The following is a 22,731-nucleotide window of genomic DNA, read 5'->3' on the forward strand; positions in this document are numbered from 1 at the left end:
AAAGAATGAGGAGAGGAATAACGTGAAAGTCACATCTGTCGGCGCAGCCATGCTGCTATTAATTGTTGGTAACCTAATTGCGGTGCTCTCAGACGCTTTGATCAAAAGTGTCGGTAACGAGGTGCCGGTTTTTCAGTTTGTGTTTTACCGACAGCTGTCAGCTGTGATGATTTTGTTACCTGTATTCTTGCTCACCAAACAAGCACCGTTGATGGAAGGCTTTAAATGGCATGCAGTGCGTGCCCACGTTTGGCTAACTGGCGCGATTTTCATGGTGTTTGCTATCTCGTCTATGCCACTCGCTACCGCAAATGCGATCTTTTATGCCGCTCCTTTGATCATGTTGCCACTGGCGGCGATCTTCTTTGGAGAGAAGCTTTCTGCACAATCTATTGCAGCGGCAGTAATGGGCTTTGCAGGCGTGCTTGTGATTATTCGTCCTGATCAAGTTGATTGGGCGGCACTATCTGCTCTGGTTGTCGCGGTTACGTTAGCGATCAACAACCTGTTGATCCGCAAGTTGCCAAAGAACCAATCAGTGCCACACACACTATTGATGACTAACCTAGCCGGCATTCCTGTGTCTCTATTGTTAGTGTTTATCGAAGGTGAAGCGTGGGATTGGAGCTCCTTCCCTGTTGCGGCAGGATCAAGCCTATTCATCATAATTTACGCGGCAACTTGTGTATTGGCTTATCGCTCTATCGATAGCAACAAAATCGCCAGCGCAGAATACAGCGGCTTAATTGGCGCGGTCATCGTTGGTTTGATTTGGTTTGGTGAAGTGCCAGATATCTTTATGGCAATTGGCACAGTGATGATTGTGGTGCCTCTGGTTTGGCTATCTAAGCGCGAACGCCGCAAACAAAAACAAGCCCAAGCAGCCAAACTTGCGGAAGAGCAAAAACATCATCAAGCGCCAGCAGCGTAAATGACCAAAAAAGCCGAGCACTCATCGCTCGGCTTTTTGTTTTCAGGCAACACAGATGAGCCTTGTCTCTCGAGAGTTATCGACTCATTAGTTTTTGATGGCGTTAATGGTTAGCGCTTTTTGCTGTAACGCTTTAAAGTCAGCGCTCTGCTTAATTTGGTTCAAAGTGTCAGTAACATCAAAGGTCCCCACCACCTGCTTTGCAGCCTCAAAGGGTGTCACTCCTTTTTCCAATTGAAGGATGTCATAGCCTGCCGCCTTCAACGCATAAATTGCGGCTGCACCACTTGGATAGAAATACCCCCAACCAAACTGAGACTCCACACTTTCACGGTTTTGATACTGAGTCGTAAACGCGTAGCTATCGACGAACTTGAGCTCGGAAAAATTCGGTAGCGCATTTCTCAATGCCATCACTTCAACATACCAAGCGCTGCCTTCAAACAACTCTTGGCCTAATCCCATGTTCTTCGCATAACGCTTACTGCTGGTATCAATATTGATTTGCTCCTGAGTCAAAGCGATGTATTGCTTAAGCATGGTTTTCGCTTCGTCTTGGGTTATTGTTTTAGGCAAGGATTTAAACAGATCCAGTACCGCTAGCTTGTAAGTTATCTGCTCTACATTCACAGGGTAACCGTTGAGCTCGTTAAAGTAATCGGCAGGATCGCTAAAGTGATCCAGCTGATAATCATGAAACATCTCATGTACAGCTAATGCAATGGTGTTACGTTGATGCTCACCTTTTACGAAGGTCTCTGACGGCTTATACACTTGGAGATAGTACTTCGCTCCGTTAAACGTATATTGCCTTTCATACACCCCATTACCTTTGTTTATTGCGTCATGAAAAACGTGCATATTGGTTTCGTATTGATAGATATTCAGAGCGCCACTTTCATTGACGCCTAACTTTTGCGCTTCCTCTGGGACTTTAATAGGATTGACCAAATAGGCAGTGACTGGCGTGCTGCTCTTTTCATCCAAACGTAGAAAATAAGCTGGCGTACCTGATAAGTAGTCCCCATAGCCGCCCCAAACGGATTGGAATTTCAGTGCATTCACAGAGGCATTAAGTTGCTCGAAAAGCTTACCATCGACCTCATTGGCCAAAGCCGTTTCGCCTTCTGAAGAGACAAGTTTACCGAGGCCATACTTGGTTATCTCTTGCTCAGACATGTTGTGTATGTCTTTTGCCGATGCTGCATTAATCGTGAAGTAGTAGAAACCTTCTGGGTCTGACAATCCCATCTTTTTGTAGTAATCGATGTAAGGTTGATGATATTTGTGACCGACAGGAAAATCCGTTGCAACTTGATCTTCCGTTGCCCATGAATGAACACCAATCGTTGCGCCGCTCTCAATCGTTCGGTTTACACCTGCCAAAAACAAATCAGTGCCGCCAGAAGCAATTTGCCCACTGCTCGCAATATGGGAATCCAGCTGTTTAGCGCGAACTTGATAAGCCAGTTCGAGGTTTGATTCATCATCAACAGAACCATCAATACTGATGAACTTGAGCTGCTTCACGTTGGCGTGTTTTGTCATCATTTGCTCAAACGCCTTTGGTGAGCCCTGACAAATAACACCTTGCAGTTCTGCGACGTCTCCTTTCACAACAAACGACAAACCCGGCTCTTGAGCTGACAGTTGGTCTCCACACTGAGAAGTAAATGTGTTGGTTGTGGATGTGCTTTGGTCTTTCCCTTCTGAACCACAACCAGATAATGCCACGGCAATGCTCAGCGCCAATACTTGTTTTTTCATTCCTTTCCCCAATAAAACACCGTTCGATAGAAGGAATAATAAACAAAAAAATCCTGTTTTCTGGCGATTCTTACGTTGGCTTACAGACGCTTAATAATCCATCGATAACACCGGTTTTGTAAGCAACTCGCATACAATTTAGGTTGCCTAAACGTTCGAAGAAGCCTCAGATAGGCATCAGCTGCTATAGTTAAAACAGTAAATAATAAAACTAGGGCAGTATTGAAATCGTCATCACCTCTCCTACTTTCTCAGCACTCTGGCATTTTTAGAGCAAGCATTCGCTCTTGATTCGATTCATCGCTGCCTCTTTTTTGAGGGTCTGCGCATGCAAATTGGTTTCAAATCGACGCTTCAATCTTTTGTCCTTTCAACGCTTTTTCTTTTCTCTGTTTTCAGCCCTTATGCTTCTGCATCTTCACTAAAAGTAGGGACTTACCCCTGTCCGCCTTTTGCCATCGGCTCTGTTAATTCGGAGCTAAACGGCCTCAGTATTGAGTTGTGGGAACAAATAGCCAAAGAGATGAATGTCGAGTTCACTTTCGAAAACCACCCATTGGATGATCTTCTTAACTCGATAGAAACAGAACAAATCGACATTGGCGTGTCATGCATTTCAATTACTCCAGAACGTGAGTTATTCGCAGACTTCTCCCACTCTTTCTATGAGACCCACCTTGCGATTGCAGTTAAAAATCAAGGGTACCTACATACCTTACAATCGATCTTCATGAACCCTGCATTGTGGTTAATCGTAGGCGCGATCATTCTGGTTGCAGGTTTGGTTGGGGCGTTTTTCTACGCGATAGAAGAAGGGAAAAATGAAAAGCTGTATTCGATGAAAAGCCGAGTAGGACGTTGGGTTGAGAGCTTTATCCTTGGACTTCTCTTCATTACACGAGGCCCCTTTAACTACTTCGAGTTTAAGAGCTTAACAGGACGCATAGTAACGGTGTTTATTGGTGTGTTTAGCATGCTCTTTATCGCCAGTATCACCGCCGTGCTGGCCAGCAAATTGACCCTAAGCCAAGGCTATTCTCAAATCAAAAGCATTAACGATCTCGCCAATGTCAAAGTGGGAACCAAAACCGCAACCACCTCATCTTTGTTACTGACAAGCTTCGGTATTCGTCATCAAGATTATCAAGACATGACCGCGCTTTTAAATGCATTGGATACTGGAGAAGTCGAAGCAATCGTTGCCGATGACGTCGTGCTCAAATACATGATTGGTAACGGCAGAATATCGGGGCAATATGAGGATTTAGAGGTGCTGCCTTATCAGCTAGAAAAGCAGAACTATGGCTTCATCATTACGGAAAACAACCCGTATGAGGAAGAGATCAATCGCGCTCTACTGCAAATTCGTGAATCACGGAAATGGCGTAAGATTCTGGTCGATTATTTTGCAGACAAGTAGTGTTCACCACTGTCTTCTAAAATGAAAAAAGCCCTTAAGTTCAATGAACAAAAGGGCTTTTGTATTCAATCTCGTTGGCGATTATTGCGGTAGAACCACTTTGCCATCTTGAATTGGGAAAGTTTTACCTGCAGGTTTGCTTTGCATACGAACGGTTGTTGGCGCGCCAGCAACTTCGTAAGTGACATCGTAACCCACTACTTTCTCAGACGTGGTGTATTCAGTGTGACATTGCTTCTCAGTTGATGTCACAACATCACCCTTTTGTACATTGTCTTGGATCTTACGACCTGTCATCGCACCAGCAACAGTACCTGCAGCAGTCGCAATCACTTTACCTGAACCACCACCGATTTGGTTACCCAATGCAGCACCTGCCGCTGCACCACCCACAGTACCAAGGATCTTGTTGTTGTCCGTTGGTTCTACTTGATGTGTTACTACCACGTCTTTACACACTTGGTGTGGGTTTTTCACAGTTTCTGTTACCGCTTCAACAAGCGTGATATTTGCTTCTGTTGGTGCTGGTGGCGTTTTGTCTTTACAACCCGCTAGTACTGCAACAACCGCTGTTGCGATTGCGATAGATTTCATATTCATGATTTACTTTCCGATACGGTTATCTTTGTTTGGCGATATAGTAAATCTAGAAGAAAAATTCACATCAGGTGAAAACAAACGTCCGGTCATTAGCAGGTTAAAATACAGCGTTTTTTAAACACCGTGTTAGAGAAAGCTCAGAGAAAGGTCAATTGGAGCGAGATCACATCAGTTTGAACAATGAATATTGCACTAACTACAATGCCAAGTTGAGCAAACTTTAGGCAGGCACCATCCAACGAGTCCAAAATGCAAGCAACATCGAGGCAAACATGACCCATACCAGCGTCGCAGCCGTCAATGTCCTCACCAAGCTCAAGCGGTAGCTAAAGTAGAAAACAGAAATTAGGTACGCCGCATAAGGAATCAAAGAATAGATGCCAAATAGAGCCGTTTGGCGCAGGGCTTCCATGTCTCGCTCGCTACCGACAATAAAGTGCGCGATCAGAGCAAAGGTCGGAAACAAAGGCACGAGCCCTGCGATATAAAAGCTTTTCGACTTCGATAGCATGGCAATAATCAATACTGCCACGGCACCAAGCAAAGATTTAAGAAACAGACTGGTCATCAGTGTATGCCAAACACCCTAAGCTAGACTCAAGAACAGCTCATCATCAGTGAGATACTTATGACGATGACTCAGGCTGCGTAAGTGCATGAACATAAAATCAGGAAAACCAGGTGCGATAACGTTGTTTGGTTCCCAGAAGATGCCACCAACAAATACATAACGACCTTGCTTCTCATCATCATGTAAAGGGTTGTTGATTGGTGTTGTCAATTCAGCACGACAACCTTCGACAACACAAACGATCTGACCTTTGAAGATCCCGATCACTCGTTTCACAAGATTTGCTTTAATCCCACACTTCCAAGCTTGGCGTGTTGCCCATTCATAGCCGTGTTTGTTGATCGCTTTTTTCTGTAGATGCACAACCAAATTCATCGTTCATTCCTGACTTGACCTTTGCTTGTACTATAACCAAATCGCCTGTTGGGTTTGCCGATATTAATTTATCGAAATCATAGAAGGTAAAAATCAAGAAACGAGAGCGTCACCACAAATCGCCATTTACTTAACGGTTTTTAGGATTTTTCTGACACTAGAAACAGAGTTGTACTGCATAGAATAGCATCACATTTATAAAAATAATTATGACAACAAGGTGACGTATGACTTTTGATGACTACTGGAAGAAGGTTCGCGAAAAGCACTTGAAAAGTGCCAATCTAGAAGGGCTTATTGTAAAGAGGGTTCGCGCTAACACAGGAAGTAAACGTCTTCCCTATCGCACAAAATGCGGCGCGCTGTGCGAAATCAAATACAACGAAGTGTGTGAATCACAAAAAGAGTGATGAATTTGCACCACCCTTTTTCATCATGACCCACTTCGAGATTTAAGCGTCGATAAGGTAGTTATCGCCCTCGTTTTCTAGACGATCAAGCAATACGCGACACTCATCGAGATCGAGCGGCTGCTCAAAACGACGCTTCAAATTCATCAAAAAGAAGATATCTTCACACATCGCTTTCTCTGGCTCATCACTGATTTTCGCCACTGGAGAACCGTTACACGAAACCATCTTGATTACGATGGAGAGCGGCTTATAAGCGACGCCTTGTTCGTTAGTGTACTCGCCCATATCGTTTGCCAAAAACGTACCAATACCAAAGCTGATTTGTACTCGACCTTGGAAGTGCTCACAAATGTCCAATGCTTGGTCAAAGTTTAAGCCGTCTGTAAACACCAAGGTTTTGGTCATAGGGTCGATGCCAAGCGATTGGTAATGCTCAATCATCTTCTCGCCCCATGTGTAAGGGCAGCCACTGTCATGACGAACACCAGCGTAAGCATTACTTAGCTCTTCATCGAAGTCTTTTAAGAACGCATCGATACCAATGGTGTCTGTTAAAGCAATACCTAACGCACCGTTAAACATCTTTTGCCAACGCTGCAATGCTACCTTTTGTGAATCACGAACATTCACCAGCGCTTGGTGCCCCATAAACCATTCGTGTGCCACCGTACCAATTGGCGTGAGATCGAGCTCTTTCGCCAAATGGTAGTTACTGGTTCCAGTGAGGCTGTCAGGCAACTCTTCGCTCAGATACTGCAGCATTGAACGCTGGGCTTGGAACGAGAAACGACGACGGGTCGACATATCAGCAAACTTAAAGTTAGTGATATTGCGGCGTGTTAGTTCGGATTTTAGATGACTAACTTTCTCTTTTAGAACAGATTGGAATTGCTCGGCTGGAATGTCTGCCCAACGTGCACGGCTACGCACTTCGGACACAATACTCATGATAATGGTCTCGTAGAGAATGGTTTCTTTCCAAAGGCCATTGATGGTGATGCGTAATTGGCTTGTGCCATCAGCCATGGTTTTAGTATTGAAAGAGACGTCACGTTGAGGGTTAAAACGAAATGCATACAGAGCGTCAACAAACTCAGAGCTAAGATAAGGCGCGACGCCTTTCATGTACTCGATTTCTTCTACCGAGAAAGTGATGTCTTGCAGTTTAAGAACTTCCGCTTTCACATCCGGCAATAGTTCAGATAGGTCTTCTTCACTGCGAACAATGAATTTGTAGGACACCATCGCATCTGGATAAAGCGCTGCAACAGCACTCATCATATTCACTTTGTATACGTCAAAATCTAACGCACTTTGAATGATGCGAGACGAAAATAAATTGGTGGTCATTCGGAGCCCTTCTACACGCCCTTTTTCGTTTATACCCAAATTCCCTCAGCACGGTGCAAACCGCATCTTATTGTTTTCCCAACAAAGTTGGTGGGAAGTTCTCAACAAGGCAAACTTGGGTATATAACTTGTTGTTACTAACTAAATTGCGTAAACAATAAACACCCACTATTAGTTTGTCAACTTTTGTTACTAACCACTCTTTTTTATAAGGTTTTTACGCGTAATAATCCAACAACCATTGTGGATAACCTGAACAGATACGCACATTCATGCTTAAACATCACCACTAATAAAATGCATGTACGTTTCTAACAATCGGTTACTTACCCATTGATTGACTACTTGTTATGCGCTAGATTACTTACAAATCAATCTCAGGACCCAATCATGATCGTAACTGTCGACATCATTCCATTCAGACTATCTGGCTGTGCCGATAAAGGGTTGGAAGTGTTGCTGATCAAACGCTCAAATCCAGAACGCCCCTACCACGGCGTGTGGGCTTTGCCTGGTGGATTTGTGTTTGATAAAGACATGACGCACGAAGGTGGACGAGCAGCAGACGAAAACTTCGAAGCAGCGCGACGTAGAATCTGCCGTGAAAAAATTCACACCTACCCTCGCCACTTTAGCGAAGCTTTTGTCGATGGCGACCCAAAGCGTGACCCTGAAGATTGGAGCCTGAACATCACCCACTACGCCTTAGTAGACCGCAATAACAAAGAACAAATCGACAACGCTGGTGTACCAGAGTGTCATTTGAAGTGGTTCCCGCTACAAGCAATCCTTGATGCTGAAGAAACCCTCGCTTTTGATCATCAAAAGATGATTGAAAAGGCATGGCAGAAGCTGCGTGCCTCTATTGAATACACCTCAGTATTGTTGTTCGCACTCGATAAAGAATTTTTGGTTGCAGACATCATTGCCGCATACCAAGAGTTCGGTATTGATATCAGTCGAATGACGATCAAACGCCGCTTGATTGATTCCGGTGTTCTCAAGCCAACCAACAAAGTCGCTTCCACTAACAAAGGTAAAGGCGGTAAGCCAGCCATGGTGTACACCTTAGCAAGCGACGAAGTGACCTTTTTCCAAAACTGTTTGCGTGGTTAACGCAAGCACAAAAGACAGACAAGGAGTCTGCCATGACCGTTCGAGTTAACTACCAAACTACCGCAGTGATCGACGTGGATCCTGAAAAAGGCTTCACCAAACTTTGCCCTGACGAATTACCCGTCACTGGCGCATTAGAAATCGTTCCAGAGCTATTAAAGAACCACACTAAAGGTCGCTTAAAGCTCGTTAGCCGTGATTTGCATCCACCAAAAGCAGCTTGGGATGCAGAAACGCCAGCGAATATGCTTGAACCTGTCGGCCTACCTAATGTGGACATTAAGTGGAACCGCCATTGCGTGCTTGGTACTACGGGCGTTGAACTGCTGGACGGTCTACCTCCTGTTCTGGAGTACGATTTCCAAGTCAACAAAGGCATGGACCCAGACGCACACCCTTATGGCATCTTTTTCCACGACGTGGCTGATACCAAAACTACAGGTGCGAATGAGTTCCTTAAATTCAACCACATCGATACGGTTGTTGTTGGTGGCTTAGCGCTTGATTTTTGTGTGAAGAAATCCGTGACTCAAGCTCTCGATTTAGGTTTCAAAGTGATTGTGAACTTAGCCTCTAGCCGCGCAGTATTGCCAGATACTATCGATGCAGTGATTGCGGAGATGGAAGAGAAAGGTGCAGTATTTGTTAGCAATGCAGATGACATCATCGTCGAGAACTTCGCGTAATTTAAGTCGGTTTAATCTAAGCCTATCGGCTTTCGCTTAAAAAGAAAACGGTCCAGCTTATCTGGACCGTTTTTTGTTTGTGGCATCTAAGAAGGGGATTACTTAATCACACCACACACAATGCGAGCACCGCCGCCGCCAAGTTTCGCCGGATGGTCGGAGTGGTTATCGCCCCCCGCATGAACCATCAAAGCACGACCCTTTACGTCATCAAGTTTTACTCGTGGTGTCAATACTGGCTGATCCGCCACACCATGAGCATTCACGTAAAGCGCTGGTAAATCGCCAAGGTGATTATCGTCCGTCCAAGGGAAACCATGCTTGCCTGTTTTTTCTGGGTCATAATGCCCTCCGGCAGCACCGCCAAGTATGGTTTTACCTTCTTTGATAATACTGTCGCACGAGCCGTTAGTGTGTAGATGGAAGCCATGTGTACCAGCAGGTAAACCCTGTAGTTTCGGCGTAAAAACGGTACCGTAATCACTGTCGCTGATCATCACGCTCCCGGTTGATTGACCAGAGCCAAGGTCAATCATTTCTACGCTTACTGTCTCGGCAAAAGCTGGGGAAGAGAGAAGCGTAAGTGCAGCAAGCCATGTTGTTTTATTCATACTGTGGGTCCTGTTTATTGTTATTTATCAGTGTTGAAGCGATTTCAACACATTGGATTGACCATAGATCTCGGCAAACTCTTTCAAATTTAACCCTGCTTTATTGCGCAGCTCTGGTGAACAGTCCGCTTGATAGAGGTCTTTCGCTATGCCGATTTCACGCTTGATGAGTGCGCCCATTAATGCAGTGTTACCACGTTTATCTTGCAGGCAGGCGTTAGCACCGGAGTCGAGCAGCAAGCGAACGGTTTCTCGGTGTCCTTGATACGCTGCCACCATCAATGCGGTATAGCTTTGAGTGTTACGTTGGTCGATTGGGAAGCCTTGAGAAACAAATGTATCTACCACTTCGTTATTGCCAATTCGCGCTGCGTCAAAGAACAGTTCAACCAGAGATTGGTATTCTTCTTCCAGTTTGTCTTCGGCAGCTAATAAACTCAGCGAGAAGCTCAAAGAGAACAGAACGGCACTGAGCAAAAACACGGTTTTCATTTACTCACCCTCACTAACAGAATTTGAGAATGACCCACGGGAGCCCTGATTTTCGGGCAGAAAAGAGCAGATAAACCTCCCGCAGGTCAAAACTTATTGCTTACATCATCGCCTTGTTTTTCACTTGCTTGAGATTGGTATCTGTCGCCTCAGCCAGACGCGTACCGTACTCTTTATCTGCGCGATAGAAATAGCTCACCATGGTTTCCTTAACGTCTTTATCCATCACCTTGTTCAGATCACCTGCTAAGTTGGCAATCAAATCACTTTGGTCTTGCTCATTCATGCTGCGGAACAACACACCCGCTTGGTAGAAGTTACGAGGATTACTGATCGCTTTTTGTTGAACAGTGCCAACCAGCTTGGTTTCAACCGCTTTAAATTGCGTGTCTTCTGCCAGTGCCAGTTTACGGCTTGGTTCGTAGTTCACATCACCATTGCCTTGCTTCGCGTTGTTGCTCAATCCATCTTGGTTATGGTTGTTCACTGATGCTAAAGGACGGTTTACTGGCAGCTGGAACAAGTTCACACCCACGCGGTACAGCTGTGTATCTGCATACGCGAACAGACGGCCTTGTAGCAAACGGTCTTCCGATGGCTCGATACCAGGAATCAAATTCGAAGGCGCAAATGCCGACTGTTCAGTGTCTAAAAAGAAATTTTCTGGTAGGCGGTTCAACGTCATAGTGCCGACTTTTTGATCCGGTACATTCAGCCATACTTTGGTCGCATCCAACCCGTTGTAATCCAGTTTGCTCAGGGCTTCTGGTGACAGCACCTTCACGTAGAGATCCCACTTAGGGTAGTTACCACGCCCAATTTCTTTGTACAGATCATTGGTTAAATGGTTGAAATCTTTACCCTGCATTGCGGTGACTTCATCAGGACGCAGGCTTTCGATACCTTGTTGGCTCTTCCATTGGAACTTCACATAGTTCACATCGCCTTGCTTATTAATCCACTTGTAAGCGTGCACACCAAAGCCGTCCATTGTACGGTAGCTTGCTGGCGTACCTAGGTTGCTATAAACCCAAGTCAGCATGTTGGTCGCACTCGGCTCATGACTGAAGAAGTCAAAGAATCGGTTTGGGTCCTGAACGTTGGTAACAGGGGACGGTTTTAGAGAGTGCACCATATCCGGAAACTTAATTGAATCGCGGATGAAGAACACAGGCAGGTTGTTCCCTACCAGATCCCAGTTACCCTGTTCAGTATAAAATTTAGTGGCGAAACCACGAGGATCGCGAAGTGTCTCAGGTGATCCTTTTGAGTGAATAACGGTCGAAAAACGAACGAAAACAGGGGTTACCTTTCCTTTGTTAGTAAAAGGAGCGGAAACCGTTAAGTCACTAAAATCACCCGATGCAACAAACTCACCATGAGCACCTGTACCACGAGCATGCACAACACGCTCAGGAATACGCTCTCTGGCAAAACGCTGCAATTTTTGGATCAGGTGAACGTCTTGCAGTAATACGCTGCCGTTTTCACCTGCTGTGATTGAATTCTGGTTGTCACCGACTGGTGCACCGTTGTCTCTTGTCAGGGTTTGCGCCTGTAGAGATGTGCTGGCTAAGCCAACTGTAATTAATAAAAAGCTTTTTGACATCTGCATGGTTGCTCTCCAATGCGTGCTAACCATTTGACCAGTCGAGTGGTCAATGGATACTCAAAAGCTCTTTTCTGCCCACGAAGAATATATCTTCAATGATTACATTTGTTTAATGGGAAATAACGATAGATTTAATAGGGATAACCAATGAAATTTTTGAGGTTTTATCAGTTTGATTAATAAAACCTAGACTCGGGCTGAGAAACTCAACGGAAGAGTTAATACACTGACAGAAAAGCACAGCGATGAAAAGGACACCAGAATGCACCAACATGAAAAGTTAAATTACGTTGAGTTTGGCACGCGAGACATCAATGCGACTAAACAGTTTTTCGAGCAAGCCTTTGGATGGCGCTTCGTTGATTATGGTCCTGAGTACAGTGCCTTTTCAGGTCAAGGCTTGGACGGTGGCTTTTATGCTGCAGAGCAAGTAAGCCAAACAACAAATGGGGCAGCACTACTGGTGTTCTATAGCTCAGATATTTATGCCACGTTAGCAAAAGTTGAACAGTTCGGGGGGCAAATCATCCGCCCGATCTTCGAGTTCCCGGGGGGTTGTCGTTTCCATTTTACCGAACCAAGTGGCAATGAGTTCGCGGTCTGGTCTGAAACCAATAATTAATGGCAAGTAAAACAATAATTAATGACAGGTAAAACAATAACGTACCACCGCATTCGATAATTGACTCGAAGAGTTACAAACCCGCTCGCCCCGCCTTTTCATTTGTTGATAACGCGGGGCTTTTTGATTGCTCAAATCTTATACAGTTGCTTTTTGTTCTTTAAATCAAAAGCAAAGGTAAAACATGGAAGTTTTGAAGCGTTGGTTCATCGCCCTTTCTTTGGGGCTTGTGTTATCGGCATGCGGAGGTGGTGATGGCTCCGGTGTGGATCCCTCAACATCGGACAACAATCTCAATCAAATACAGGCAAGCATCTTTTCCAACATCACGGGCGTCACCTACCCGTATGATGTTTATTTGCCTGAGAACTACGAAGACCGACTTAGTTCTTTGCCCGTCATCTTTGTCTCGGACGGTGGAGGAACAGGATTGAGCTTCGCAGAGCTTATCGATGATTACGGTGCTGAAGTCATTCTCGTTGCCATTCACGAAGGCCCACCGGGACGCAGAGACATTGATTACTTGCCTCCGGGCGTAGATGACTACTATCTCTTCCTGACGCAGGAACTTATTCCAATTGTTGAAGCCGAGTACGATATCGATCCGACTCAGCGCACGTTAGCTGGACATTCGTTTGGCGGTGCGAAATCCGCTTATGTGATGCTAACGGAAGATGTTGGTGCCGAGTTTTTCTCTAACTTTATCATCTCTGATGGTTCTTTTTGGCGTATTGAAGACACCATCTACCCTATAGAGGAAGAGCGCTACCTTATTTCTCCTTGGCTCGAAGTGACGGCGATTTTTAGCGCCACATCTGGCAGAACTGGGAATTTTTATTGGGTAGATATCTTCTACAGCCATATTAAATCGAAAGAGTACCAAGGGTTCACTCTGCCTCCTTTGATCCACTACAACGGATTAAACCACGGCGTGATGTGGTACCACACTTATAGAGACAGTCTGCCAATCTTGTTTCCAAAAGAAGAAACTTAAGATCATCAAAACAAGTCAGCGGTAGCCAGATTCGGAACTCGCGTTGCATTTCTGGTTGATCTCATCCTTGGTTTAATCCACTGTTAGCGCAACAATTAATCAATGAGGCGCTAGACCTCGACCAAGGATGTAACATGACCGCAGCCAGTTTTTTTCGCTTACTTTGTCTCGCTGCTATTTGGGGTGGCTCGTTTCTGTTTATGCGAGTCGCCGCCAATACGTTCGGACCGGCTTACTTAATCGAATTTCGAGTGGGGTTTGCAGCGATTGCCTTGTTGCTCATCTCCATTTATCTCAAAAAGAAACTCTCCTTCACCGCGCATACCAAACATTTCTTTATTATTGGACTGTTTAACACCGCGGCACCGTTTCTATTTTTCGCCTATGCAGCGCAGACGCTCAATGCCTCAACTTTATCGATACTTAACTCAACGGCTCCTATTTGGGGCGCACTGATTGGCTTTATCTGGTATCGCAGCCCGCTGACCAAGAAAGCGATTCTTGGCATGGCGATTGGTATCACTGGCGTCGCAGTATTGGTCGGTTGGAGTGCGGTGAAGATTGGTGAGGAGGCTATTCTCCCGATCATTGCTAGCTTGTTGGCCGCATGTAGCTATGGAATCGCGACCAACTACACTAAGAATGCTCCTCAGATTCCGGCTTTCAATAATGCACACGGCAGTATGTGGGCAGCGGTGATTTGGGTACTTCCACTACTGCCATTTTTACCAATGCGTGCAGAGCCAACCAGTATAGAGTGGAGTTCTGTGGTTGCTCTCGGTGTAGTTTGTACCGGTTTGGCTTATTTGCTTTATTTCCGTTTGGTATCAGAAGTAGGACCAGCATCGGCACTTTCGGTTACCTTTCTCATTCCAGTCTTCGGAATCTTATGGGGCTATCTTATTCTAGATGAGCCAATCGGCTTCAATACCATCATAGGGACCATTCTAGTGCTTAGTGGGACAATGTTGGTAACAGGCTTCTCTCCCGCCGCGATGCTGGCGAAACGAAAAGAAAAAGTCGCTTAACCGTTTTTAGGCGTCATAAAATCAAATAAGGCCGCTGTTCAAGCGGCCTTTTAGTATTAACAACGAAATGACTAGTTATACGCCCTCGCCAACGTACCACTCCCTTGATATTGGTAGAACTTACAATCGTTAGTGATAAACGCGGATTCTCCGGCTTTAAGAGTCAGACTTGTCTCTGATGTCATGACCTCAACACCGCCTTCAACACAAAAAACAATCTCAGCACCACGCACAAACTGTTGCTTACATTCGTCATCGGAAGAGAGAATATCAAACCCAAAATCGTCTACCGGAATTGGATAGCTCAACTTGCCCTCTTTGTGGATTGGCGACAGTTTAATCTGTTCCGGTTGCGTGGTGTGAAATGCCGTATTAGCGATAAGCTCATTCACATCAATGTATTTGGGAGTTAGCCCAGCTCTAAGCACGTTGTCAGAATTCGCCATGATTTCCAACGCTGTACCTTGCACATACGCATGAGGCGTTTCGGCATGGAGGAACATCGCTTCACCGGGTGCAAGCTCTATCGTGTTCAACATCAACGGAGACAGCAATCCAATGTCTTGCGGGTAGTGCTTTTGAAATTCCGCCACATAACTGAGCACTTCTCTTTCCAATGCCGTCTTTGGACCACGCTCTAACGCTGCGTCCAGTTCTGCCAAGGCTTGAATTTTATGAGCTTCGCTCAAGGTCATGATCGCCGTGAAGAAGCCTTTCAACCCGTCTTGATTTGGGTGCTCGGCTAACGCTGCCACCTCACCATCTAAACTGCGAATACCAAATTGGCGGAACAGCGTCAGTATTTGTTCTATCGGACGAAAGCCATTCATCGCCTTATAAAAAGTCAGTGCGTAGACCAACTCTGGCTTGTGATTAACGTCTTTGTAGTTGCGATTAGGAGCATCAAGTGGAATACCTTGTTCATTCTCTCGTGCAAAACCAAGCTCAGCTTTACGCTTGCTAGGATGAACTTGAATCGAGAGCGGAGAATCCGCCGCAAGCACTTTGAATAGGTACGGAAGTTCACCGAAACGCATCATGGTGTAATCACCAAACATGCTTGCTTTGTCTCTCGCAATCACATCAGATAATAACTCACCAGTTGCTGCAAGGCGCGAGCAACCATTAGGGTGTGCTCCCATCCAAATTTCAGCTTGAGGTTGATGTTTCGCATTGTCGATGCCAAATAGTTTAGAAATCGACTCTTTACTTCCCCAAGCGTAGTTTTGAATCACGTTATCTAACTTGAACAGTGACATCTCACTCTCTCCCGCGGTGTTTTAACACTGCAATTTGATCGCTTGAATCAAGGCTGAAACGCCCTGCTCGACTTTGCTTCTTGGGCAACCTAGATTGAGTCTGAGATAGCCTTTCCCAGAATCACCATAAACATCTCCAGACATGATGGCAATATTGAATTGCTCAATTAACGCCTGATTAAGCAGCGTCATATCTAGATTCAAAACAGATAAGTCAATCCATGCTAAATAGGTCGCGTCTGGGACAAGGTAACTCACTTCAGGAAAGGCGCTTTCCAGTACTTCTTTCACGTATTGATGGTTAGCCAATACATACTCGTTGAGTGCCTTTAGCCAAGGCTCTCCATGACGATAAGCCGCCATCGTACCAAGCACGCCCATGATAGAGGGCGATGAAAGACCATCCACCTCTTTGAGTTTATGCAGATAACGTTCGCGAGTTGGTGAATCCGCGATCAACGCATACGCGCCATTCAAGGCTGGAATATTGAATGATTTAGACGCCGATGTAACCACAGCCCAATCTTGTGAACGACCAAACCCCACGTAAGGGATGTGACGCTTAAAGCTCACGTCCATGTGGATCTCGTCAGAAATCACTTTGACTTGGTGTTGGTTACAAAGCTCCGCCATCTTTTCCAATTCGCTTTGATTCCACACTCGCCCTGTTGGGTTATGAGGGCTGCACAACAACAGCACAGTGTTGTTCTGGTCAGCGAGTTTGGTTTCCAGATCTTGCCAGTCAATTTCAAATCGACCTTGCTGCTTGATGAGCGGACTGCGAACGCACGCACGACCTTGCCCTTCAATCATTTTGTCGAACGCATCATAAGCTGGTGTATGGAACACCACGCCTTGTCCCGGCTGGCTCCATTGCTCAATCAACTTTGACACAATGTAGATAACCGATGGTCCGTACACCACTTGCTGAGTGTCGATTTTGCAGTCAAAACGAGTTTGATACCAGTAGCGAATCGCCGACTTAAAATCCTCATGGTTCCAGCGGCTATAACCTAATACCGGATGCTCTAAACGTTGTTTAAGCACATTCATTACAGGCTCTGGCGCAGCAAAATCCATATCTGAAATGGTAAACGGGAGTAGACCCGCTTTACCAAATCTATCCTGAACGTAGTCCCACTGCGTGCAGTAAGTGCCAGTGCGGTCAATCGGTGTATCAAAGTCGAAATTCTGAGTCATACGAATATTCCAATATTAAGGTCCCTCGTCACAATCTCATTGGGGGGGAGGATGGAGATTGTGCCGAGGGGGAGCATCTATCAAGGCAGTGATTAGCTTGCAGACATGATGGCTTGCATTTCGTTCTTCACTAGGTGAACTTGCGTACCAATCACGACTTGCAGGTTGTGCTCATCAAGCTTCACAACACCGAGTGCGCCGTTGGCTTTCAACTTAGCGTCGTCGACCAAACTCATGTCGTTAACAGACAAGCGAAGACGAGTGATGCAGTTATCCAGAGCCGTGATGTTCTCTTTGCCACCAAGAGCTGCCAGTACTGCGGCACCTTTGCCAGATTCATTGATGAAAGCGGCTTCAAGCTCTTTGTCCACTTCCGCCGTGTCGACTTCACGGCCTGGTGTTTTTAGGTTGAACTTAGTGATCGCAAACTTAAATACTGAGTAATAAACCACGAACCAAACACCCGCCACCAGCGGTACTAAGTACCATTTCGTTGCCGTGCCTTGCAGGATACCGAACACCAAGAAGTCAATCAGGTTGCCGTCTGTGTTACCGATGGTGACATCAAGCAAGCCCATCACCATAAAGCCCAGACCAGTCAGAATCGCATGGACGAAGTAAAGCACTGGCGCAACAAATAGGAACAAGAATTCAAGCGGCTCAGTGATGCCACCTACCACACAAGCTACGACGCCAGAGATAAGCAGTGCTTTAATTTTTGAGCGGTTCTCAGGGCGAGCACAGTGGTACATCGCAAGTGCTGCACCCGGTAAACCGCCTAGGAAGGTTGGCATTTTACCTTGAGACAAGAATGCCGTGACTTCCGGAGTAAACCCCGTTGTATCAGGACAAGACAGTTCAGAGTAGAAGATGTTTAGTGCGCCAGACACGGTTTGACCACACACGTCCATAGTACCGCCTGCTTCAGTGAATCGAATCAGCGCAACTAAGATGTGGTGAAGACCGATTGGCAGCAACAAACGTTCGCCCGTACCAAACAGCATTGGACCGAAATCACCCGCGCCTTCAATCACATGACCGATACCATTGATGCCTGCAGCAAAGTAAGGCCATACAAATGGGATAAACACACCGACAACGCCCAGTACCAATGCAGAAATGATTGGAACAAAACGAGCGCCACCAAAGAACGCTAGCGCATCTGGCATTTTGAAGGTGTAAAAACGCTGGTGAAGTTTCGCAACAATTACACCAACGATCACCGCGCCAAGGATACCAGTATCGATCGATTCAATCCCGATGATGCTTTTCACACCGTAGGCGGCACGTTCCGCTTCACTGTCTAGTACACCAGCGACGGTTAGGAAGAAGTTGATTGCAAGGTTGAACGCAGCATAACCAACGAAACCCGCGAAACCTGCCACGCCTTTTTCTTCACGCGCTAATCCAAGCGGGATGGCTACGGCGAACATCACAGGCAAGTAAATGAATGCGACAAGACCGATTTTGGTCATCCACATAAACAGGTATTGCAGAGGGGTGTTGTCTAAAAATGGGATGGCTTCTTTGATAGCGGCGCTAGAAAACGAGCTGCCGACACCAAGAAGAATACCTGAAAATGCCAGCAGCGCGACTGGCAACATGAAGGTCTTGCCGAGGCTTTGCAAGAACTCCCACATGGTCGATTTATTGCTTTTAGACATAGTTTGTCTCCGGAAATTGAGAACTTGTAGGGCTCATACACATCACATTATGTGCGCATGAAGTGTTGTTTTTATGCATTCAATATACGCTGCTAAAAATTTTGATAAAACGTTTTACCAAAAATTCTGTGATCGAGTTAGATATCTTTTTCCACAAACTGTGTAGGGCTTTTAAAATCAACCTAATAGGGTTACAGTTTGATGATAAAACGTTTTTCTAATCCATAAAGTGAATCTATGTCGTCAAAAAAAGTGACCATTACAGAAGTCGCTAAACATGCTGGCGTGTCAGTTACCACCGTCTCTATGGTGTTGGGGAATAAAGGGCGGATCTCTCCAGACACAATAGAAAAGGTCAACGCTGCGGTAGAAGAGCTCGGCTATATCCGTAACCGTGCCGCTGCCAACCTACGATCCAATTCCAGCGAAATCATTGGATTGATCCTCAAAGACATCAGTGATCCCTATTACGCAGAAGTCGCAGCAGGATTGAGTGAAGAAATCGAGCAGCAAGGTTACATGCTGTTTCTGGCTCAAAGTGGGGATAGCCAAGAAAAGTTTGAGAAGTGTGTATTAACCATGGCACGCCAAGGTGTCGGTGGTATCGCATTTTGCCCGATTGGTGAAAGCCAGCAGTTCAACGTCGAAAACCTCAAGCAGCACAATCTGCCAATGGTGTGCATTTCACGCGCTTCGGTGGATAAGCAAATCGACTACGTGGGACCAGACAACATGTACGCAGCCAAGTTGGCGACGGAGCATCTGGTTAAGCAAGGGCACCGCAGAATCGCTTATGTCGGCGGCGCGAGCAGTTCTTTGTGTCGTGCTGAGCGCATTGGTGGGTATTGTTCAACTCTGATGCAGTTTGGTTTGCCTTTCAAACCTGAGTGGGTGGTCGAGTGTGAGAAAAGCCAAGCGTCTGCCGCTCAAACTGTGCAGCAATTATTGTTGGAGCATCCACAGATTACTGCGGTTCTTTGTCACCATTCCTCGACGGCACTAGGCGCAGTTTATGGGATACATCGAGCAGGACGTTCCATCGGTAAAGATCAGTTTATCGGCGAGCAAGTATCGGTGATTGGTTTTGATGACGTTGAAGAAGCAGAGTTAATTGAACCACCGCTTACCTTCGTTAATTCCAATGCACGAGAGATGGGAAGACAAGCGGCAAAACGATTGATCAATCAACTGAAGCAAGAAGACAGCGAGCCTTACAGCTTGATCCTGCCTCCCAAACTTATTGTTCGTGAGTCGGCTTAACCCAACACCACTTCCACGCCTTGCTTTCTCAACTGTTCGAGGTCGCTTTTCGGAGCGGCTTCGTCGGTTAACAGCACCGAGATTTCACTCGTTTTACCAATCGAAGATGGGTAGATTTGCCCAAACTTGCTTGAGTCCGTCAGTACGATGTTACGACGCTTTTTCGCAATGATGGTTTCAGCGATTTCTGCGCGCATCATGTCTCGGCTAGTAAAGCCAGTATCTTGATGGAAGCCGTCAATACCCAAGAAAGCCGTGCTGAAGTGAATGTTCTCGATACATAGCTTGGTTAACGGTCCAACTAAGCTCTCGCCTTGATGCTGATACACACCACCGAGCAAAATGATGTTAGCTGAGGTGTTACGGATGAGGTGAGCGATGTACGCTGATGGGGTAATGATGGTGACGTCACCACGTTCAGCCAATGTGCGAGCCAAGAGCGCATTAGCACTGCCGCCTTCGATTAACACGGTTTCGTTTGGTGATACCAAATCTGCCGCTTTGTTGGCTAACGCTTGTTTGATGTCGAAGCGCACTTCGAGTCGCGTATCAATATCGTCACTTTGTAGCGCCGTCGCAGCGCCGTGTACACGCTTTAAGTAGCCTTGTTGCTCAAGGAAATTCAAATCCTGCCTGATGGTCACGCCCGACACGCCAATGATGTCAGAAAGCTCCGTCACTTGAACGCGTTTGCGGTCATTAACCAATTGCAGGATTTCGTTTTGTCTTGAGTTCACAGGCTCGCTCCTTATAGATGAGCTTGCAGTATACGCCCGAACACTTTCATATGAAAGCAGCCTGTGAACGATAGAAATAAGCTAAGTCGCGTTACACCGTAAGCTCAAGACGGTTGCCATCCGGATCTAAGATGCAGCTTTCGTAGTAACCATCACCTGTTTGTCTCGGACCGTCGATCCATTGGTAGCCATCATCCACTAAGGTTTTGGTCAATTGATCCACTGCCTGCTCTGATCCTAGAGAAAAGGCAAAGTGTGCCAACCCTGTTACCTGCATTGCATGAGATTTTTCACAAGCGATCACACCTTCCATCGACATCAACTCCAATCGTGCACCACTTTCAAACGAAAGAAAGTAAGATGAAAACTGCTTAGTTGGGTTGTGGTATTTGTCGTTAGACACGGCGTTAAAGTATTTCTCATAGAAGGCTTTTAGCTCTTCCAAACGTTCAGTCCAAATCGCGATATGTTCAATTTTCATTAGGATTCCCCTAGCTCTTAACTGCGTTCAATCTAACGAGGAAACGCAGCACAAAAAAGAGAGCAAATCACTTCTGAGTTGTTCCTGTTTTATGGTTGGAGTTGTGTTTGAATGAAAGTGATGCCCATAATGGCGCAAAGATTTTTCAGGACAGAATGATGGAAGAAATTTACTTCGCAGGCGGCTGCCTTTGGGGCGTTCAAGAATTTATGCGCCACCTTCCGGGCGTAATCAGCACCGAGGCAGGACGAGCAAATGGCACGACGGATAACACTCAATCCGAATACGATGGCTACGCAGAATGCGTGAAAACCCAGTTCGACCCTGAGCAGGTTTCGGTTGAAACTTTAATCGGGTATCTGTTTGAAATCATCGACCCGCACAGTGTTAACAAGCAAGGTGAAGACGTAGGTGAAAAGTACCGTACTGGTGTCTATAGCCAAAACGAACAACACCTAGCGATTGCCAAAGCATTTATCGCAGCAAGACCAGATGCCAATAAAATCGCCGTAGAAGTGCTACCACTCACAAACTATGTACCAAGTGATGATGAGCACCAAGACCGACTCACACGCTTTCCAAACGACTACTGCCATATCCCGTTAGATTTGCTGCATAAGTACAAGAATCCGTCTTAATGGATAAGCTAAATCCAGCGTACCAAGCTCTCCTAACCTCCCCTTGGCTTTAAATTCGGAGCTTACACATTGGCGGCCAGTGTGTATCAAGGGGAGGAACTAGCTGAGCTCACTATCAGCTCTCCTGCTCGCTTTATATCTTTTCTCAAGGAGATAGAAAATTACGTTAATAAAAGGGTTATTGCAGGAGCTTTAGCACAAAGCCTCTTTTTTATAGCAAAATTGAACCATATTTGATTCCCTTCTCGTTTATTTTCAAGCTTCATTATTAATTTCAAAATAAATGGAATATAAGTCACAATACTAATTCCCTTCTAGCTCATTGATATTAATGACTTCTATCACACTTAGCTCTCAGTGATACAAAAATATAGTTATTGGATTTTTTTTACTATTTCAGAAAACCGTAACATTAATTAAATTTGCCTCATTACTTCAGTACCAATGAGTCAAAAAATGATTACAGAACTAACAAACGTCAATTTAATTAAAGGCAACCTTCAAGCAAATAATAAAAAAGAAGTCTTTGAAGAGCTAGCACAGATGCTATTCGAAAATAATCGAATCAGCAGCAAAGAGGCTTTTTTAACCGACATCGAAGCACGTGAAGCATTAAGCGTGACTTCAATGGACGGCATCGCTTACCCACACGCAAAAAGCAAAGCGGTTACAGAGCCTGCAATCGCTGTTGGCGTAAAGCGCGAAGGCATCGAGTATGGCGACGAAGAGGGAGTCAAACCGACCGTATTCTTCATGATTGCCTCACCAGATAACGGTGCCGACCACCATATTTATGTTCTTCAAGAATTATTCGGTAAATTTAGCGAAGAGTTTATTGAAGATATTCATAACGCAAAAGACGAAAACCAAATACTAAATATTTTAATTAATTCATAAGGCGTGA

At 45.5% G+C, this 22,731-nt stretch carries 24 protein-coding genes; 11 read left to right on the forward strand and 13 right to left on the reverse strand.

The annotated features are described in order from the left end of the window. Positions 1–22: 22 nt before the first annotated feature. Positions 23–931: a DMT family transporter gene (locus tag H735_RS20525; protein ID WP_020196109.1), complete on the forward strand. Its 909-nt coding sequence runs from the start codon at positions 23–25 to the stop codon at positions 929–931. Positions 932–1,018: 87 nt separating this feature from the next. On the opposite strand, the gene H735_RS20530 is transcribed toward H735_RS20525, so the two are convergent. Then, positions 1,019–2,698 (reverse strand): hypothetical protein, encoded by a 1,680-nt coding sequence (locus H735_RS20530; protein WP_020196110.1) that lies wholly within the window; start codon positions 2,696–2,698, stop codon positions 1,019–1,021. A 328-nt stretch (positions 2,699–3,026) separates the two neighbouring features. Between H735_RS20530 and H735_RS20535 the strand changes: the two genes are divergently transcribed. Continuing rightward, positions 3,027–4,118 carry a transporter substrate-binding domain-containing protein gene (locus H735_RS20535; protein ID WP_020196111.1) on the forward strand — a complete coding sequence of 364 codons (1,092 nt, stop codon included), beginning with the start codon at positions 3,027–3,029 and terminating at the stop codon, positions 4,116–4,118. An 81-nt stretch (positions 4,119–4,199) separates the two neighbouring features. On the opposite strand, the gene H735_RS20540 is transcribed toward H735_RS20535, so the two are convergent. The 3 genes from H735_RS20540 to H735_RS20550 form a co-directional block, all read right to left on the reverse strand. After that, a complete protein-coding gene (locus H735_RS20540) occupies positions 4,200–4,718 on the reverse strand; it encodes a glycine zipper 2TM domain-containing protein (RefSeq protein ID WP_009706385.1) in 519 nt (172 codons plus the stop codon). A gap of 220 nt (positions 4,719–4,938) precedes the next feature. Continuing rightward, entirely contained in the window at positions 4,939–5,286 is a 348-nt protein-coding gene (locus H735_RS20545; protein ID WP_020196112.1) for a GlpM family protein, read from the reverse strand. 18 nt (positions 5,287–5,304) lie between these two features. Then, entirely contained in the window at positions 5,305–5,664 is a 360-nt protein-coding gene (locus tag H735_RS20550) for a hypothetical protein (RefSeq protein ID WP_005436373.1), read from the reverse strand. 227 nt (positions 5,665–5,891) lie between these two features. Between H735_RS20550 and H735_RS20555 the strand changes: the two genes are divergently transcribed. Further along, the gene (locus tag H735_RS20555) at positions 5,892–6,074 is read left to right on the forward strand and encodes a hypothetical protein (RefSeq protein ID WP_020196113.1); all 183 of its coding nucleotides are present in this window, start codon (positions 5,892–5,894) and stop codon (positions 6,072–6,074) included. A 42-nt stretch (positions 6,075–6,116) separates the two neighbouring features. On the opposite strand, the gene pncB is transcribed toward H735_RS20555, so the two are convergent. Further along, positions 6,117–7,427, reverse strand: a complete 1,311-nt coding sequence (gene pncB / locus H735_RS20560) for a nicotinate phosphoribosyltransferase (RefSeq protein WP_020196114.1) — start codon at positions 7,425–7,427, stop codon at positions 6,117–6,119. Between the two features lie 390 nt (positions 7,428–7,817). On the opposite strand from pncB, the gene H735_RS20565 reads away from it, so the two are divergent. Together H735_RS20565 and H735_RS20570 are read left to right on the forward strand one after the other, a co-directional pair. Continuing rightward, positions 7,818–8,543 carry an NUDIX domain-containing protein gene (locus H735_RS20565; protein ID WP_020196115.1) on the forward strand — a complete coding sequence of 242 codons (726 nt, stop codon included), beginning with the start codon at positions 7,818–7,820 and terminating at the stop codon, positions 8,541–8,543. A 32-nt stretch (positions 8,544–8,575) separates the two neighbouring features. Then, positions 8,576–9,229, forward strand: a complete 654-nt coding sequence (locus H735_RS20570) for a nicotinamidase (protein WP_020196116.1) — start codon at positions 8,576–8,578, stop codon at positions 9,227–9,229. Positions 9,230–9,327: 98 nt separating this feature from the next. Here H735_RS20570 and sodC read toward each other — a convergent pair whose 3' ends face one another. The 3 genes from sodC to katE1 all read right to left on the reverse strand — a co-directional run bounded on the left by sodC (position 9,328) and on the right by katE1 (position 11,947). Beyond that, positions 9,328–9,840 (reverse strand): superoxide dismutase family protein, encoded by a 513-nt coding sequence (sodC, locus tag H735_RS20575; protein ID WP_020196117.1) that lies wholly within the window; start codon positions 9,838–9,840, stop codon positions 9,328–9,330. 27 nt (positions 9,841–9,867) lie between these two features. Then, a complete protein-coding gene (locus H735_RS20580; protein ID WP_005436364.1) occupies positions 9,868–10,332 on the reverse strand; it encodes an ankyrin repeat domain-containing protein in 465 nt (154 codons plus the stop codon). 100 nt (positions 10,333–10,432) lie between these two features. After that, positions 10,433–11,947, reverse strand: a complete 1,515-nt coding sequence (gene katE1, locus H735_RS20585) for a catalase KatE1 (RefSeq protein WP_020196118.1) — start codon at positions 11,945–11,947, stop codon at positions 10,433–10,435. Between the two features lie 259 nt (positions 11,948–12,206). Between katE1 and H735_RS20590 the strand changes: the two genes are divergently transcribed. The 3 genes from H735_RS20590 to H735_RS20600 all read left to right on the forward strand — a co-directional run bounded on the left by H735_RS20590 (position 12,207) and on the right by H735_RS20600 (position 14,588). After that, complete coding sequence (locus tag H735_RS20590; protein ID WP_020196119.1) at positions 12,207–12,566, forward strand: VOC family protein; 360 nt, start codon at positions 12,207–12,209, stop codon at positions 12,564–12,566. A 184-nt stretch (positions 12,567–12,750) separates the two neighbouring features. Beyond that, positions 12,751–13,560, forward strand: coding sequence for an alpha/beta hydrolase (locus H735_RS20595; RefSeq protein ID WP_020196120.1), 810 nt, complete (start codon positions 12,751–12,753; stop codon positions 13,558–13,560). A gap of 134 nt (positions 13,561–13,694) precedes the next feature. Continuing rightward, on the forward strand, positions 13,695–14,588 hold the full coding sequence (locus tag H735_RS20600) for a DMT family transporter (protein ID WP_020196121.1): 894 nt from the start codon (positions 13,695–13,697) through the stop codon (positions 14,586–14,588). A 71-nt stretch (positions 14,589–14,659) separates the two neighbouring features. On the opposite strand, the gene manA is transcribed toward H735_RS20600, so the two are convergent. The 3 genes from manA to malX all read right to left on the reverse strand — a co-directional run bounded on the left by manA (position 14,660) and on the right by malX (position 18,711). Next, positions 14,660–15,847, reverse strand: a complete 1,188-nt coding sequence (manA, locus tag H735_RS20605; protein WP_020196122.1) for a mannose-6-phosphate isomerase, class I — start codon at positions 15,845–15,847, stop codon at positions 14,660–14,662. Positions 15,848–15,868: 21 nt separating this feature from the next. Then, positions 15,869–17,047 (reverse strand): MalY/PatB family protein, encoded by a 1,179-nt coding sequence (locus H735_RS20610; protein ID WP_020196123.1) that lies wholly within the window; start codon positions 17,045–17,047, stop codon positions 15,869–15,871. A 92-nt stretch (positions 17,048–17,139) separates the two neighbouring features. After that, entirely contained in the window at positions 17,140–18,711 is a 1,572-nt protein-coding gene (malX, locus tag H735_RS20615) for a maltose/glucose-specific PTS transporter subunit IIBC (protein WP_020196124.1), read from the reverse strand. Positions 18,712–18,948: 237 nt separating this feature from the next. Here malX and malI point away from each other — a divergent pair, with 237 nt between their 5' ends. Then, positions 18,949–19,971 carry a Mal regulon transcriptional regulator MalI gene (gene malI, locus H735_RS20620; protein WP_005453001.1) on the forward strand — a complete coding sequence of 341 codons (1,023 nt, stop codon included), beginning with the start codon at positions 18,949–18,951 and terminating at the stop codon, positions 19,969–19,971. Here malI and H735_RS20625 read toward each other — a convergent pair. Both H735_RS20625 and H735_RS20630 read right to left on the reverse strand, forming a co-directional pair. Then, positions 19,968–20,708, reverse strand: coding sequence for a DeoR/GlpR family DNA-binding transcription regulator (locus H735_RS20625; protein WP_005436345.1), 741 nt, complete (start codon positions 20,706–20,708; stop codon positions 19,968–19,970). The two genes, malI and H735_RS20625, sit on opposite strands and share 4 nt — an antisense overlap. 91 nt (positions 20,709–20,799) lie before the next feature. Continuing rightward, complete coding sequence (locus H735_RS20630; protein ID WP_020196125.1) at positions 20,800–21,189, reverse strand: VOC family protein; 390 nt, start codon at positions 21,187–21,189, stop codon at positions 20,800–20,802. A 158-nt stretch (positions 21,190–21,347) separates the two neighbouring features. On the opposite strand from H735_RS20630, the gene H735_RS20635 reads away from it, so the two are divergent. Continuing rightward, positions 21,348–21,827 (forward strand): peptide-methionine (S)-S-oxide reductase, encoded by a 480-nt coding sequence (locus H735_RS20635; protein ID WP_020196126.1) that lies wholly within the window; start codon positions 21,348–21,350, stop codon positions 21,825–21,827. A gap of 456 nt (positions 21,828–22,283) precedes the next feature. Next, on the forward strand, positions 22,284–22,724 hold the full coding sequence (locus tag H735_RS20640) for a PTS sugar transporter subunit IIA (RefSeq protein ID WP_005436338.1): 441 nt from the start codon (positions 22,284–22,286) through the stop codon (positions 22,722–22,724). Positions 22,725–22,731: the final 7 nt, after the last annotated feature.

The organism is Vibrio owensii CAIM 1854 = LMG 25443, assembly GCF_000817815.1.
Taxonomy (GTDB): Bacteria; Pseudomonadota; Gammaproteobacteria; order Enterobacterales; family Vibrionaceae; genus Vibrio; species Vibrio owensii.

Coding starts and splice junctions, on each gene's coding strand:
- H735_RS20550 (WP_005436373.1), bottom strand. CDS start 5,664: ATGAATTTGGTTGTGCATCTACAGAAAAAAGCGATCAACAAACACGGC.
- H735_RS20540 (WP_009706385.1), bottom strand. CDS start 4,718: ATGAATATGAAATCTATCGCAATCGCAACAGCGGTTGTTGCAGTACTA.
- H735_RS20530 (WP_020196110.1), bottom strand. CDS start 2,698: ATGAAAAAACAAGTATTGGCGCTGAGCATTGCCGTGGCATTATCTGGT.
- malX (WP_020196124.1), bottom strand. CDS start 18,711: ATGTCTAAAAGCAATAAATCGACCATGTGGGAGTTCTTGCAAAGCCTC.
- H735_RS20635 (WP_020196126.1), top strand. CDS start 21,348: ATGGAAGAAATTTACTTCGCAGGCGGCTGCCTTTGGGGCGTTCAAGAA.
- pncB (WP_020196114.1), bottom strand. CDS start 7,427: ATGACCACCAATTTATTTTCGTCTCGCATCATTCAAAGTGCGTTAGAT.
- H735_RS20555 (WP_020196113.1), top strand. CDS start 5,892: ATGACTTTTGATGACTACTGGAAGAAGGTTCGCGAAAAGCACTTGAAA.
- sodC (WP_020196117.1), bottom strand. CDS start 9,840: ATGAATAAAACAACATGGCTTGCTGCACTTACGCTTCTCTCTTCCCCA.
- H735_RS20545 (WP_020196112.1), bottom strand. CDS start 5,286: ATGACCAGTCTGTTTCTTAAATCTTTGCTTGGTGCCGTGGCAGTATTG.
- H735_RS20630 (WP_020196125.1), bottom strand. CDS start 21,189: ATGAAAATTGAACATATCGCGATTTGGACTGAACGTTTGGAAGAGCTA.
- H735_RS20600 (WP_020196121.1), top strand. CDS start 13,695: ATGACCGCAGCCAGTTTTTTTCGCTTACTTTGTCTCGCTGCTATTTGG.
- H735_RS20595 (WP_020196120.1), top strand. CDS start 12,751: ATGGAAGTTTTGAAGCGTTGGTTCATCGCCCTTTCTTTGGGGCTTGTG.
- H735_RS20610 (WP_020196123.1), bottom strand. CDS start 17,047: ATGACTCAGAATTTCGACTTTGATACACCGATTGACCGCACTGGCACT.
- katE1 (WP_020196118.1), bottom strand. CDS start 11,947: ATGCAGATGTCAAAAAGCTTTTTATTAATTACAGTTGGCTTAGCCAGC.
- H735_RS20565 (WP_020196115.1), top strand. CDS start 7,818: ATGATCGTAACTGTCGACATCATTCCATTCAGACTATCTGGCTGTGCC.
- malI (WP_005453001.1), top strand. CDS start 18,949: ATGTCGTCAAAAAAAGTGACCATTACAGAAGTCGCTAAACATGCTGGC.
- H735_RS20535 (WP_020196111.1), top strand. CDS start 3,027: ATGCAAATTGGTTTCAAATCGACGCTTCAATCTTTTGTCCTTTCAACG.
- H735_RS20590 (WP_020196119.1), top strand. CDS start 12,207: ATGCACCAACATGAAAAGTTAAATTACGTTGAGTTTGGCACGCGAGAC.
- H735_RS20580 (WP_005436364.1), bottom strand. CDS start 10,332: ATGAAAACCGTGTTTTTGCTCAGTGCCGTTCTGTTCTCTTTGAGCTTC.
- H735_RS20570 (WP_020196116.1), top strand. CDS start 8,576: ATGACCGTTCGAGTTAACTACCAAACTACCGCAGTGATCGACGTGGAT.
- manA (WP_020196122.1), bottom strand. CDS start 15,847: ATGTCACTGTTCAAGTTAGATAACGTGATTCAAAACTACGCTTGGGGA.
- H735_RS20640 (WP_005436338.1), top strand. CDS start 22,284: ATGATTACAGAACTAACAAACGTCAATTTAATTAAAGGCAACCTTCAA.